Origin of the sequence: Canibacter zhoujuaniae (assembly GCF_011752015.1) — a bacterium.
In the GTDB taxonomy this organism is placed as follows: domain Bacteria; phylum Actinomycetota; class Actinomycetes; order Actinomycetales; family Microbacteriaceae; genus Canibacter; species Canibacter zhoujuaniae.
Window position 1 is genome coordinate 920,854 of sequence record NZ_JAAIKA010000001.1, and the last position, 13,540, is coordinate 934,393.

13 protein-coding genes and 1 tRNA gene are annotated in these 13,540 nt (G+C 54.3%); 4 read left to right on the forward strand and 10 right to left on the reverse strand.

Annotated elements, in window-relative coordinates; all coding sequences use genetic code 11:
• Positions 1 to 2 precede the first annotated feature (2 nt).
• Positions 3 to 410 (forward strand): DUF4190 domain-containing protein, encoded by a 408-nt coding sequence (locus HCQ99_RS04365; protein ID WP_166986187.1) that lies wholly within the window; start codon positions 3 to 5, stop codon positions 408 to 410.
• A gap of 3 nt (positions 411 to 413) precedes the next feature.
• Here HCQ99_RS04365 and HCQ99_RS04370 read toward each other — a convergent pair whose 3' ends face one another.
• Positions 414 to 1,373: a metallophosphoesterase family protein gene (locus HCQ99_RS04370; protein WP_166986190.1), complete on the reverse strand. Its 960-nt coding sequence runs from the start codon at positions 1,371 to 1,373 to the stop codon at positions 414 to 416.
• Positions 1,374 to 1,422: 49 nt separating this feature from the next.
• On the opposite strand from HCQ99_RS04370, the gene HCQ99_RS04375 reads away from it, so the two are divergent.
• On the forward strand, positions 1,423 to 1,638 hold the full coding sequence (locus tag HCQ99_RS04375) for a heavy-metal-associated domain-containing protein (protein ID WP_166986193.1): 216 nt from the start codon (positions 1,423 to 1,425) through the stop codon (positions 1,636 to 1,638).
• Complete coding sequence (locus HCQ99_RS04380) at positions 1,619 to 3,742, forward strand: heavy metal translocating P-type ATPase (RefSeq protein WP_166986196.1); 2,124 nt, start codon at positions 1,619 to 1,621, stop codon at positions 3,740 to 3,742. Before HCQ99_RS04375 ends, HCQ99_RS04380 begins: the two co-directional genes overlap by 20 nt.
• Before the next feature lie 72 nt (positions 3,743 to 3,814).
• Here HCQ99_RS04380 and HCQ99_RS04385 read toward each other — a convergent pair.
• The 8 genes from HCQ99_RS04385 to nrdH all read right to left on the reverse strand — a co-directional run bounded on the left by HCQ99_RS04385 (position 3,815) and on the right by nrdH (position 12,450).
• Positions 3,815 to 3,888, reverse strand: a tRNA-Arg gene (locus HCQ99_RS04385).
• Between the two features lie 62 nt (positions 3,889 to 3,950).
• A complete protein-coding gene (locus tag HCQ99_RS04390) occupies positions 3,951 to 4,646 on the reverse strand; it encodes a TrmH family RNA methyltransferase (protein ID WP_166986198.1) in 696 nt (231 codons plus the stop codon).
• A gap of 39 nt (positions 4,647 to 4,685) precedes the next feature.
• On the reverse strand, positions 4,686 to 6,848 hold the full coding sequence (locus HCQ99_RS04395) for an ATP-dependent Clp protease ATP-binding subunit (protein ID WP_424945197.1): 2,163 nt from the start codon (positions 6,846 to 6,848) through the stop codon (positions 4,686 to 4,688).
• Positions 6,849 to 7,083: 235 nt separating this feature from the next.
• Positions 7,084 to 8,169, reverse strand: coding sequence for a zinc-binding dehydrogenase (locus HCQ99_RS04400; RefSeq protein ID WP_166986205.1), 1,086 nt, complete (start codon positions 8,167 to 8,169; stop codon positions 7,084 to 7,086).
• A 305-nt stretch (positions 8,170 to 8,474) separates the two neighbouring features.
• Positions 8,475 to 9,455: a class 1b ribonucleoside-diphosphate reductase subunit beta gene (gene nrdF, locus HCQ99_RS04405; RefSeq protein ID WP_166986209.1), complete on the reverse strand. Its 981-nt coding sequence runs from the start codon at positions 9,453 to 9,455 to the stop codon at positions 8,475 to 8,477.
• Positions 9,456 to 9,537: 82 nt separating this feature from the next.
• Complete coding sequence (gene nrdE, locus HCQ99_RS04410; protein ID WP_166986618.1) at positions 9,538 to 11,643, reverse strand: class 1b ribonucleoside-diphosphate reductase subunit alpha; 2,106 nt, start codon at positions 11,641 to 11,643, stop codon at positions 9,538 to 9,540.
• A gap of 35 nt (positions 11,644 to 11,678) precedes the next feature.
• The gene (nrdI, locus tag HCQ99_RS04415) at positions 11,679 to 12,080 is read right to left on the reverse strand and encodes a class Ib ribonucleoside-diphosphate reductase assembly flavoprotein NrdI (RefSeq protein WP_166986212.1); all 402 of its coding nucleotides are present in this window, start codon (positions 12,078 to 12,080) and stop codon (positions 11,679 to 11,681) included.
• Positions 12,081 to 12,216: 136 nt separating this feature from the next.
• On the reverse strand, positions 12,217 to 12,450 hold the full coding sequence (gene nrdH, locus HCQ99_RS04420; RefSeq protein WP_166986215.1) for a glutaredoxin-like protein NrdH: 234 nt from the start codon (positions 12,448 to 12,450) through the stop codon (positions 12,217 to 12,219).
• Between the two features lie 386 nt (positions 12,451 to 12,836).
• Here nrdH and HCQ99_RS04425 point away from each other — a divergent pair, with 386 nt between their 5' ends.
• Positions 12,837 to 13,175 carry a helix-turn-helix domain-containing protein gene (locus tag HCQ99_RS04425; RefSeq protein ID WP_166986218.1) on the forward strand — a complete coding sequence of 113 codons (339 nt, stop codon included), beginning with the start codon at positions 12,837 to 12,839 and terminating at the stop codon, positions 13,173 to 13,175.
• Here the strand turns inward: HCQ99_RS04425 and HCQ99_RS04430 are convergent.
• Positions 13,172 to 13,504 carry a hypothetical protein gene (locus tag HCQ99_RS04430; protein WP_166986221.1) on the reverse strand — a complete coding sequence of 111 codons (333 nt, stop codon included), beginning with the start codon at positions 13,502 to 13,504 and terminating at the stop codon, positions 13,172 to 13,174. The genes HCQ99_RS04425 and HCQ99_RS04430 overlap by 4 nt on opposite strands.
• Positions 13,505 to 13,540 lie beyond the last annotated feature (36 nt).

A 13,540-nucleotide genomic window follows, 5' to 3' on the forward strand; every position in this document is an offset into this window, starting at 1 on the left:
ACATGAACGAAAATCAGACTCCCCAGGATCAAACTCCCCAGGATCAGAACACCCCTGCTGCGCCGCAGTATTATCGGCAGCCGCAGCTTGCAGAGGCCCAGCCAGCACCGGATGCAGCGGTAACCAATCCGTCTCAGGGTTATGTGCAGGCTGGCTACGCTGCGCAGACGCCAGAAAACCCGATTAGCGCCCTAACTATCGTGGGCTTCATTATGGCTTTTGTGATGCCTCTTGTTGGCCTTATTCTCAGCATCATTGCACTAAAGGGTGCGAAGGCGCGCAATGAAGAAGGCAGCAGGCTTGCACTAGCCGGCATTATTATTGGCGCAGTCTTCACCGCTCTTACCCTGTTGTACATTATTTTTGTGATGGGCACAGTGGTCTGGTTCGGCAGCATCAACAACTTCTGATTGCTACGGCAATAGCTCGCGAATAATCTCACGATCAAACAACTCAGCGCCCGCGCCAGCAAACTTAATGGCTAGGGCGCTGTAGTCTCTATCCTCAGCGAAGCGAATCAGAGACACAAAACCATAGTCTCGCCCGCGCACTCGGCCCCGCCCAACCGTGGGATCCCCCTGATAGGCCACGGCGGGAGTGACCCACACCGGCACATCCGCGATGCTAGCAGCCTGTGTTATATGGTAGTGGCCGCAGAGAATAGCGTCTATCCGCGCTCCCGCGCTCTTAGCGCCGCGCAGGATATCGGCAAATTCTTGCTGACCGCGCAGCCCGATATTGCGCATTTCAATATACGGGTTAGCTACCGGCGGGTGGTGCAGGGTGATTACCGTGCGCTGCTGCAGCGCGCTACTGTCGGATCGGCCAAGCTCCGCGCTCAACCACTCCAACTGCGCATCAGTGAGATGCCCCTGCGCCACCCGGTAGCCGTGCGAGTTTAATGAAATTACCCGCAATTGCGCCGTCTCGAAAACAGAATCAGCCGGTTCGGGTCCGTAGCTGATGCGCGCCTCTCCAAGCGGCACTGTGCCACGGTGATCCCCCGGCGCACTAGCGGGTGTCACTCCGGCACTGCTCGGCGCAACACCAACAGTGCCTCCCGGCACGTAAACACTCTGCGTGAAGTCTGACTGCAGGTCGTGGTTGCCCGGGATGGTAATAATCGTGCGCCGATAGGTGTCAGCCATCTCCTGCAACAGCTCGTCTGCCGCAGGCCTAATTTCGTGAAAACGCTCAGCAATATCACCCGTGACCAGGAAAATTGCCGGCTCATGCGCCATTGCGGTGGCGAAGGCCTCGCGCGTGCGCCGCCAAGTATCGATCTGCTCAAACAGTAGCGTGCCCGGGGCGACCAGGTGCAGGTCGCTAAGGTGCGCAATCGTAAGCTCTGGCGGAGAGTATGGCGTGCTCATACCCTTAGCCTACTTGGGAATTTTCAGATTTCGAGAGTAGCGTTAAAGCATGAGCACGAAGAGCCTGAATTTCACCGTCACCGGCATGAGTTGCGCACACTGTGAAGCCGCTATTCGCTCTGAATTAGAGGAGCTCGACGGGGTTCACGCAGTCGCAGTTAGCGCCGCTAATGGCACTCTTACTGTGCAGGCTGATGCGGCTGTCACGGAGCAGGCGATCATCGCAGCCGTTGACGAGGCGGGGTATGCAGCGCACTCAGCATGAGTTACAAATCGGCGGCATGACCTGCGCCGCCTGCGCCGCACGCATTGAAAAGAAACTAAACCGCATCGCAGGTGTTGAAGCCACAGTTAACTATGCAACCGAACGCGCAAACATTAGCGCAGCTGCCGGTGTCACCGAGGCCGAGCTCATCGCGACTGTCGAAAAGACCGGATACACCGCAACAGAGGTTCGCCAAGATACAGAGCAGGCTGATCTTGCCGCCCTCAAAATCAGAGTAATTATCGCCGCCGCACTAACTATTCCGGTGGTTCTCATAGCGATGGTGCCGCCGCTGCAGTTTGACTACTGGGGCTGGGTTTCGCTCGCGCTCACACTTCCCGTTGTATTCTGGGCGGGCCTCCCGTTTCACATTGCGGCGTTCAAAAATGCGCGCCACGGCAGCGCCACAATGGACACGCTCATCTCCATCGGCACTTTGGCAGCAACCTTATGGTCAACGGCCGCGCTGCTCTTTGGGCACGCCGGTATGCCCGGCATGCGTCACACCTTCACGCTCTTCGGCGGACGATCCGACCCGCTCTCCGACATCTATTTTGAGGTTGCGGCCGGAGTAATCACATTTGTGCTGCTTGGGCGCTACTTTGAAAAACGGGCAAAGAGTCAGGCGGGCTCTGCGCTATATGCACTGTTGGATCTCGGCGCGAAACAGGTCACAGTGCTGCGCGACGGCGCCGAACAGCTACTGCCCATTAGTGAGCTGGTGGTCGGTGACGAGTTTGTCGTGCGACCCGGAGAGAAGATTGCAACAGACGGGGTTGTACTTGCTGGCGCGTCAGCTGTTGATGAGTCAATGCTCACCGGCGAGTCGGTTCCTGCAGAGGTCTCTGACAGCAGCACGGTGACAGGTGGCACGCTAAACACCTCCGGTAGGCTCGTTGTGCGCGCTACTCAGGTTGGATCAGCCACCAAGCTGGCACAGATGACAAGGCTTGTGACCGAAGCGCAGGCGGGTAAGGCTCAGGTGCAAAAACTTGCGGATCGAGTCGCCAGTGTTTTTGTGCCGGTTGTGCTCGGGCTTGCCGTGCTGACGCTCGCATCTTGGGTGCTGTTCTCAGGCGACTGGACTCGCGCTCTTGCGGCAGCCATTTCCGTTTTGATTATCGCCTGCCCGTGTGCGCTCGGGCTTGCCACTCCGACCGCTCTGCTTGCGGGCACCGGCCGTGGCGCTGAGCTTGGAATCTTAATTCGTGGCGCGCAGGTGCTGGAAACCAGCGCCAATATAGACACCATTGTGCTAGACAAAACCGGCACAGTCACAACAGGGAATATGGCGGTTACAGCGGTGACTCCGGTGGGAGAGTTTCCTGCGGATCGCGCACTAAGCTTCGCAGCGGCGCTGGAGTCTGCGTCTGAGCACCCTGTCGCACGGGCGATTGTTGTCTACGCTAAAGAGAGAGATGCGTATGATCCCGACCTTGAGGTGACAGATTTTAGGAACGAACCTGGAGTGGGGGTTTCCGGAGAAATTTCTGGAGTGCGCGTTAAAGTTGGGCGACCGGGCGTTACCGTCTACCTAGACGGCACACCGGTTGCCAGCATCGAGGTGAGCGATCAAATAAAACCCGAAAGCGCCCAGGCCGTTAGTGAGCTGCACAAACTTGGTTTTAAAACTGTGCTGCTGTCAGGCGACAAGCGTGAAACAAGCGAGGCTGTTGCTGCAGCAACAGGTATTCAAAATGTGGTCGCTGAGGTGCTGCCCGCAGAAAAAGTCGCCACGGTGAAGCGTTTGCAAAACGCCGGGCAGCGGGTTGCAATGATCGGTGACGGAGTTAACGATGCGCCGGCACTCGCAACCGCAAATCTCGGAATCGCAATGGGAACGGGCACCGACGCCGCGATAAACGCCGCAGATATCACACTGATGCGCGCAGATCTGCCAACAGCTGTTACTGCGTTGCGCCTGTCCCAGCGCACACTGAAAACAATTAAAACGAACCTGTTTTGGGCCTTTGCTTACAACACAGCAGCAATCCCGCTAGCTGCGTTCGGGCTTCTGAACCCGATGTTGGCTGGCGCCGCAATGGCGCTCTCATCAGTGTTTGTTGTGAGCAACAGTCTGCGACTGCGCCGCTTTAACGGCTAGCAACAGACACCGTCTGACACATTTCTGCTTTTGAGAAATAAAAAATCCCAGGAGAACCTGGGATTTTATCTGCGCGCCCTAAGGGATTCGAACCCCTGGCCTTCTGATCCGTAGTCAGACGCTCTATCCAGCTGAGCTAAGGGCGCACGTTGAAATCATCAACTCGTACAACTATACACTAATTAGACGGGTGCGCAAATTTATTGCCTTAAACACGCCCCGGCAACTGCGGTGAGTGCTGATTTACCCAGCTAAACATTGACACCGCTGCTGCTGCGGATGCGTTAATTGACCGTGTCGAGCCGTACTGCGTAATTTCTACAACAGTCTCTGACACACCGATAGCTTCTGCGGTCAGCCCCGGCCCCTCCTGACCGAAAAGCATCACACAGCGTTTGGGCCACGCAAATGTCTCCATAGGCACGCAGCCCGGCACATTATCGATAGCGATGATCGGAAGATTTTCAGCAGCAGCCCAGTCGGCTAAAGCGGCGATAGATTCGTGGTGCTGCACGTGCTGGTAGCGGTCTGTGACCATCGCACCGCGCTTATTCCAGCGACGGCGCCCAACAATATGCACAGTATCGGCCCCGAAAGCGTTCGCGCTGCGCACGATAGAGCCAATGTTCATATCGTGCTGCCAGTTTTCAATCGCGACATGAAAGCTGTGACGAAACTGGTCTAAGTCTGCCTTAATCGCTTCAAGCTTCCAATAGCGGTAGCGATCGATAACATTCCGGCTATCCCCATGCTCTAAAAGCTCGGGGTCATAGAACTCTTCCGTCGGCCAGTTCTCACGCCCGCCAGGCCACGGGCCCACACCAAAAGTTGAGGCTTCAGGGTGTGGGCCGGCGGCAGCGAGGATTGCGCTATCAGTGCCCAGCGCTGCAGTCTGCTCAGTCATACCTTCAATTGTGGCAGAGCATTCTGCTTAAGTGACGCACTACAGCTCAACCTGTTCGACAGCAAGTTCGGTGCCGTCAGGGCCGAGCACGACACGCACGGTGTCACCGTCACGCACCTCGCCGGCGAGCAGAGCACGTGCGAGCTTGTCTTCAATTTCACGCTGAATTAAGCGACGCAGTGGGCGCGCACCGTATGCGGGATCGTAGCCGCGAGCTGCGAGCCATGCTCGCGCTTCAGGGGTCACTCCCAGCGTGAGACGACGCTCGCTGAGTCGCTCCTGCAGCTTCTCAACCGCAATATTTACTATCTCCCCCAGTTCGCTCTGTGACAGCGCGGTGAAGATTACCTGCTCGTCGAGACGATTCAGAAATTCTGGTTTAAAGCTGGCGCGCACGGTGGCCATAACAGCCGCCTCACGCTCGTCCTTTTTTAGATCGGGATCGATCAAAAACTGTGACCCGAGGTTGCTGGTGAGCACCAAAATCACGTTTTTAAAATCGACTGTGCGACCCTGACCGTCTGTTAAGCGCCCGTCATCTAGCACCTGTAACAGCACATCGAAAACTTCCGGGTGTGCTTTCTCAACTTCGTCAAGCAGCACAACAGAGTATGGACGGCGACGCACCGCTTCTGTCAGCTGCCCACCTGATTCATAACCGACATAACCGGGAGGGGCACCGACAAGACGCGACACCGAGTGTTTCTCGCCGTATTCGCTCATGTCGATACGCACCATAGCGCGTTCATCGTCAAACAAAAACTCAGCCAGAGCTTTCGCCAACTCCGTCTTCCCAACGCCGGTTGGGCCGAGGAAGAGGAAGGATCCGGTCGGCTTGTGCGGATCGCTAATACCCGCGCGACTGCGCCGCACAGCGTCAGCAACGGCCTGCACCGCCTGGGTTTGACCGATCAACCGCTTGCCCAGCTCGCTTTCGAGATTAAGGAGTTTTTCAGTCTCTCCCTGCAGCAGTTTGCCCACCGGAACACCTGTCCATTGGGCAACAACCTCAGCGATATCTTCTGCGGTCACCTGCTCATTAACCATTCTGGGCGCGCCGGAAGCGCCTGCGGCTTCTGCAGCCTCAGCCGCAGCGAGTTCCTTTTCGATCACGGGAATCTCACCGTAGAGCAGTTTAGATGCTTTTTCTAGGCTGCCCTCGCGCTGTGCGCGCTCCGCTTCAAAGCGGGCACGGTCGAGACGCTCACGCAGATTGCCCACGCGGTTTAGACTGTCTCGTTCGAGCTGCCACTGCGCTTCTAACTCAGACAGCTCCGACTGCTTCTCGGTGATTGTTTGCCGCAAAGCTGCCAGACGCTCTTTGGAGGCAGCGTCTTTTTCTTTCTTTAGCGCCAGCTCTTCGATTTTTAAACGGTCGACGGCACGCCGCAACTGATCAATCTCGAGCGGGGCTGAGTCAATCTCCATGCGCAGTCGGCTTGCCGCTTCGTCAATTAGGTCAATTGCTTTATCTGGCAGCTGCCTGGCGGTGATGTAACGGTTTGACATTGTTGCAGCAGCAACCAGTGCGCTGTCGGCGATGGTCACCTTGTGGTGCGCCTCATACCTTTCTTTCAGACCGCGCAGAATCGCGATTGTGTCTTCAACGCTCGGCTCACCAACATATACCTGTTGGAAACGACGTTCGAGCGCCGCGTCTTTTTCAATGTATTGACGATACTCGTCGAGTGTTGTCGCGCCGATCAGGCGCAGCTCGCCACGCGCAAGCATTGGTTTTAGCATTTGGCTTGCAGCCACTGAGGCTTCGCCGCCGCCGGCACCCATCAGGGTGTGCAGCTCGTCGATGAAGGTTATGATCTGCCCGTCTGCCTGTTTGATCTCTTCGAGCACTGCTTTCATGCGCTCCTCGAACTCACCGCGGTATTTTGCGCCCGCAATAAGCGCAGAAATGTCGAGGCTGATCAGCTCTTTATCTTTAAGCGAGTCGGCTACGTCACCGGCAACGATACGCTGCGCGAGCCCTTCAACAACCGCTGTTTTGCCAACGCCCGGCGCCCCAATGAGCACCGGGTTGTTTTTTGTGCGGCGGGTCAAAACCTGACTGAGACGGCGAATTTCACCGTCACGCCCAATTACCGGATCGAGCTTTCCGCTCCGTGCAATCTCTGTGAGATTCTGCCCAAACTGCTCGAGAGCGCTCTGATTTTCTTGGACTGGCTGTCCAGGATTCATATTTTGCATTTTGCACTCCAAAACTTGAGTTATGTTGACTCAAGTTTAACTCTGTGCAAAAACTTGAGTCAAGCGCACTCAGATTTTCTCAGCATTTTTGAAGCTCTGGTCGCGCAAAACAGTAAATACCACCCAGCATCGCGAGTAGTGATCCCTCTCCGGCGAAAACTACCCCATCGCGATATAAAAAAGGCGGCCAACCCGAGGGATCGGATCGGCCGCCAACTCTGGTTATCAAGCAGAGTTACTCGTTGGTAATAACAACCTTCATTGAGTTGTGCTCGTCGGCATTCTTGAACGCCTCCCACGCATCTTCAAACTGATCCCAGGTGAAGTGGTGGGTTGCAAGGTCGGCGATTGGCAGATCGCTGTTACGCACCGCCTTCATCAGCATGGCGGTCGTGTTAGCTGAGACGAGACCGGTGGTGATGGTGAGGTTTCTGATCCACATCTTCTGCAGCTCAAACTCAACAGGCTTGCCGTGCACGCCAACAACAGCGATGTTGCCACCCTCTCGCACAGCTCCGGCGCACAGATCCCAGGTTGCTGGCAGACCAACCGCCTCAATAGCGGTGTCAACGCCACGACCATCGGTAACCTCTGCAATTACTGCGTCAAGATCGCCAGTGGCCGGATTCACGACGTGGGTTGCGCCCATCTTCTTTGCCATCTCCAGGCGCTTGTCGTTCATGTCGGCAACGATGATGCTGGCGGGTGAGTAAAACTGCGCTGTCAGCAAAGCTCCCATGCCAACAGGGCCCGCACCGACAATCAAAACGTCCTTACCCGGAGCTACCTGCCCGCGCTGTACGCCAAGTTCGTGACCGGTTGGCAACGCATCTGAGAGGAAAACTGCAACGTCTTCGTCGAAGCCCTCTGGCAGGTGGAACAGCGAATTGTCGGCGAACGGGGTGCGCACATACTCAGCCTGGGTGCCGTCGATCATGTAACCCATGATCCAACCACCGCCGTTGCGGCAGTGCGCATACATCTGCTTCGCGCAGTTATCGCAGGTGCCGCAGCGTGAAACACATGAGATGAGCACGCGATCGCCAACTTTAATGTTCTTGACAGCGTCACCAACGGCTTCAACGACACCAACGCCCTCATGCCCGAGAATGCGACCGTTCCACTCTTCGCCGCGAGCTTTTACCGTCTCTTCAACTTCTGGGTTCTTACCCTTGTAGATACCAAGATCGGTGCCGCAAATAGTTGTCCGAACAACACGCACAATAGCGTCGGTCGGATCAATGATCTGCGGCTTCGGGCGCTCTTCAAAGCGAATGTCGTGGTCACCGTAGTAGGTAATAGCGCGCATCGTGTCGCTCATTTTGAAACTCCTTTGTTCTGCGTATCCATATCTTGGCTACGCCCTCAAGATACGCCCCTAAAAACGCAGTTTCAAGCCGATTTTTGGAAAAACAAACGATTTCGCACCTTAATAGTAATGATTCTCATTCATATAAGCTTTTTGACCCGCAAACACGGGAATTTACTCACAACTGATACCGCAGAAAATTTTTTAATAAATTTTTAAAGCCACGCCGCAACATACAAAATGCCCGCCCAAACTTTGTAGCCAGGCGGGCATTTCAGGAAGCAGTTTAAAGTCAGACTGCGACGTTAAAACATTAGTTAGAAATCCCAGTCTTCATCTTCGGTCGCTTCCGCCTTACCGATCACATAGCTTGAGCCAGACCCCGAGAAGAAGTCGTGATTCTCGTCAGCGTTTGGCGACAGGGCAGAAAGAATCGCCGGGTTCACGTCGGTGACGCTCTGCGGGAACATTGCCTCATAGCCCAGATTCATCAGAGCTTTGTTGGCGTTGTAGTGCAGGAACTTCTTAACGTCTTCGGTGAGACCCACCTGATCATAGAGATCCTGGGTGTATTTAACCTCATTGTCATAGAGATCAAACAAGAGCGCGAAAGTGTAGTCTTTCAGCTCCTGCTTGCGCTCCTCGCTCTCGTTCTCAAGCCCTTTTTGAAACTTGTATCCAATGTAGTAACCGTGCACAGCTTCATCGCGAATAATCAGACGGATCAGGTCTGCGGTGTTGGTGAGCTTTGCGCGGCTCGACCAATACATCGGCAGGTAGAAGCCGGAATAGAACAGGAACGACTCAAGCAGGGTTGAAGCAACCTTGCGCTTGAGCGGATCATCACCGTGATAGTAGTCGATAATGATCTGCGCTTTCTTCTGCAGATACTCATTCTCCACCGACCAGCGGAAGGCCTCATCAATCTCTGGGGTTGAGCAGAGGGTTGAGAAAATTGACGAATAGCTCTTTGCGTGCACCGACTCCATGAAAGCAATGTTTGTCAGCACAGCTTCCTCGTGCGGGGTTAGCGCATCAGGGATGAGCGACACCGCGCCCACTGTTCCCTGGATCGTGTCAAGCAGAGTAAGCCCGGTAAATACGCGCATAGTCAGCTGCTGCTCTGCCGGCGTGAGTGTGTTCCACGACTGCACATCGTTAGAGAGTGGCACCTTTTCAGGAAGCCAAAAGTTGTTGACAAGACGGTTCCAAACTTCAACGTCTTTGTCGTCTTCAATGCGGTTCCAGTTAATCGCCTGCACGTGGTTGACGAGCGGGAGCTTATCTGCGGGGCTCATTGTTCTCTTTCCAGACCTTATTTTTCTTGTGGATCAATTCGACTCTACCGAACCTCAGGAGCGGCAACAGCCGCCCTGACGGTTACAGCATGCAGCTGACGCAGCCTTCGATTTCGGTGCCCTCCAGCGCCATCTGCCGCAGGCGGATGTAGTAAATCGTCTTAATCCCCTTGCGCCAAGCATAGATCTGCGCTTTGTTCACATCGCGTGTGGTTGCGGTGTCCGGGAAGAAGAGTGTGAGAGACAGCCCCTGGTCAACGTGCTGAGTTGCGGCCGCGTAAGTGTCAATGATCTTTTCTGGGCCGATTTCGTAGGCATCCTGGTAGTACTCCAGGTTGTCGTTGGTCATGAACGGCGCTGGGTAGTAAACACGCCCCAGCTTGCCCTCTTTGCGGATCTCAATCTTTGAAGCAATCGGGTGGATTGATGAGGTTGAGTTGTTGATGTAGGAGATAGAGCCGGTTGGTGGCACAGCCTGCAGGTTCTGGTTGTAGATACCGTGCTGCTGCACCTTCGCCTTCAGCTCGCGCCAATCCTCCTGCGTTGGGATCTGCACTCCCGCCTTCTCAAAGAGTTCGCGCACCTTCGCCGTGGCCGGCTCCCACACGCGGTCTGTGTACTTATCGAAAAACTCACCCGAAGCGTACTTTGAGTTCTCGAATCCCTCAAAAGTCACACCGCGCTCTATCGCGATCTTGTTTGACGCAGACAGCGCGTGGAAGAGAATCGTGTAAAAGTAAATGTTGGTGAAATCTATACCCTCTTCAGAGCCGTAGAAAATACGCTCACGAGAAAGGTAGCCGTGCAGGTTCATCTGGCCGAGACCGATTGCGTGTGAGCGATCGTTACCGTCTTCAATAGAACGCACAGAAGTAATGTGGCTCATATCACTCACCGCGGTCAGTGCGCGGATCGCTGACTCCACGCTCCCAGCGAAGTCTGGGCCGTCCATCATCGCCGCAATATTCATTGACCCGAGGTTGCATGAGATATCTTTGCCAATCTCTTTGTAGCTGAGGTCGGCGTTGTAGGTGGTTGGGGTGTTCACCTGCAGAATCTCAGAGCACAGGTTTGACATATTGATGCGGCCGGCAATCGGGTTCTCCCGGTTTACTGTGTCTTCAAACACGATGTATGGATAGCCCGACTCGAACTGCAGCTCTGCGATGGTCTGGAAGAACTGGCGAGCGTTAATTTTGCTCTTGCGGATACGAGAATCATCAACCATCTCGTAATACTTTTCGGTGACCGAGATATCGGCGAACGGCACACCGTAAACTCTTTCAACATCGTAGGGCGAGAAGAGATACATATCTTCACCCTTTTTCGCCAGTTCGAAAGTGATGTCGGGCACAACAACACCGAGTGACAGAGTTTTAATGCGGATCTTTTCGTCGGCGTTCTCTCGCTTAGTATCGAGGAAGCGCAGGATGTCCGGGTGGTGCGCTGAGAGATAAACGGCGCCCGCGCCCTGCCTGGCGCCCAGCTGATTTGCATAGCTGAAGCTATCCTCAAGCAGCTTCATGACCGGGATAATGCCCGATGACTGATTCTGAATTTTCTTAATCGGGGCGCCGGCTTCACGCAGGTTGGAGAGCAGCAGCGCTACACCGCCGCCGCGTTTTGAAAGCTGTAGCGAGGAGTTAATGCCGCGGGAGATTGACTCCATATTGTCTTCAATACGCAACAGGAAGCAGGATACGAACTCGCCGCGCTGCGCTTTACCTGCGTTTAGGAAGGTTGGAGTTGCTGGCTGAAAGCGGCCAGAAATAATCTCTTCAACATAACGCTTTGCCAGTGCTTGGTCACCGGCCGCCAGAGCGATCGCGACCATCACCACACGATCTTCAAAGCGCTCAAGATAGCGCTCACCGTCAAAAGTCTTGAGTGCGTATGAGGTGAAGAATTTAAAAGCACCGAGGAAGGTTGGGAAGCGGAACTTTAGACCGTAGGCGTAGTCTGTGAGCTCCTCGACAAAGCCGCGCGGGTACTGCTCCAGGATCTCTGCCTCGTAGTATTCATTTTCGATGAGGAAGCGCAGACGCTCGTCAAAGTCGTGGAAGAACACGGTGTTCTGGTTAACATGCTGCAGGAAGTATTGGCGCGCAGCCTCACGATCCTTATCGAACTGAATATTGCCGTCTGAGTCATACAGATTCAGCATCGCGTTCAGTGAGTGGTAATCCATCTCGCTGACCTTTGATGAGTCGTGGCCGGGTTCGATTATTGTGCTTTCCAAAATTCTTCCAATCCTGCTTTGACGCGGTCGACGTCCTCGGGGGTGCCAAAAAGTTCAAATCTGTATAGGTGCGGGACTTTGCACTTTCTAGCGATGATGTCTCCGGCGAGGCCGTACGCCTCCCCAAAGTTTGTGTTGCCGGCGGCTATAACACCGCGCAGCAGCGCCCGGTTATCCGGGTTGTTTAAGAACTTAATCACCTGTTTTGGCACGGCTTTTGTCTCTGGGCCACCACCGTATGTTGGCACGAACAGCACATACGGCTCAGTTACTTCTAGGGGATCTTCTTTCGGGAGAAGCGGAATGCGGTGTGCCGGCAGATTCAGTTTCTCTATGAATCTTTTGGTGTTCCCAGAGACACTCGAGAAGTAAACGATGTTTGCCACCGGATACTCCTTTCTAATCGCAATGCCGAGCGCGCAGGTGATTTCAATCTTGAATTCGTAACAACTGGCCCCGAGTTTCTACAGCAGAAACCTGAGGCCAGTTGGGAAGTATGTAGTTGTAAAACAGCTTTAATGCTTAAGCGAGACGACCGGCGAGAGCGTCGATCTTGTCTGGGCGGAAACCTGACCAGTGGTCTTCATCTGTTACAACAACCGGCGCCTGCATGTAGCCGAGCTCTTTCACAGTTTCGAGCGCAGTTTCGTCCTGTGAGAGGTCGACCACTTCATACTCGATACCTTTGCTGTCAAGAGCGCGGTAGGTAGCTGTGCACTGTACACATGAGGGCTTTGTGTAAACGGTAGTTGCCATTTTGAATTCCTTTATCTCCGTTGCTCACCTGAAACACGTCAGGCACTACATATAGTGAACCACATCATTTAAGACCACAAGATGCAGTAATTACACCCGTGTGATTATGAACAAGGTTTTCCCCTAATTTCATTCCAACTTGTTGAAAATTTTCAGCGCAATTACGGCTCACCTCGCAAGTTATCCACAAGGAGTTGAAATATTTAATTTTTTGAATCTCATAATTCGGGTGGGCGTGTCGTCAACCACTAGATGTAGTGGTCAAATTTTTAGCAGCCCCGATACCTGGTGTTTTTTCGCGCAAATAGTGGATTTATGCCCAGGCGAATAAACAGCGTATTTTTCACCTGTGGAAATTGGCAAGGAGGTTAGTGACCATGTTAAGAATGAGCGCACTTCCAACTTCTGTTCCGTTCGGCAAGCGTGTGCGCGAGCTCCGCACTGCCGCCGGCATTACGCAGCGCGATCTTGCAGATCTCACCGGGATCGACCCCAGCACAGTTGGAAAAATTGAACGCGGCACAGCCAACCCAAACCTGTCTACAATCGGGCGCATTGCCTTTGCGCTTGGAGTTACTGTTGCAGACCTGTGCAGCTACATCACATTGGATGATATTGAGCAGGGAACTGCGCGCGGTGAAACTGAAAATATGCGTTTTGCTGAAGCGCGGCTGCAGCAACTGCGGCAACGCATAACCCAAGAGAGCAAAGCAAAACAGCACTAACACAGCGGCACAGACCACAGCATCTCACCTCCGTCTGGCTCAAACCAACGCAACACAAGCACACCATCGTCACGCATCTCTTCTGTCTGCTGATAGAGCACTCGCAGCGTTTCACCAGGATCAAGTGACACCGGCAGAGACTGACTAAACAGCCCCTCTCCCGCACACATCAATCGCACGCCCCGCAGCCTGCGGTTGCTCACATTCGTCACAGCACGTAACCGCCCGACAGCATCGCGGCCAACACCCCAGGGCACAGTAACAGCGCGTGTAGTGTGTGGCTTACACGGCGCCCGTTTGAGGCTTACAAGCATTCTTTCTAGTCGCATACCTCAACACTAAAACGCGGGTATATGACTTTATAA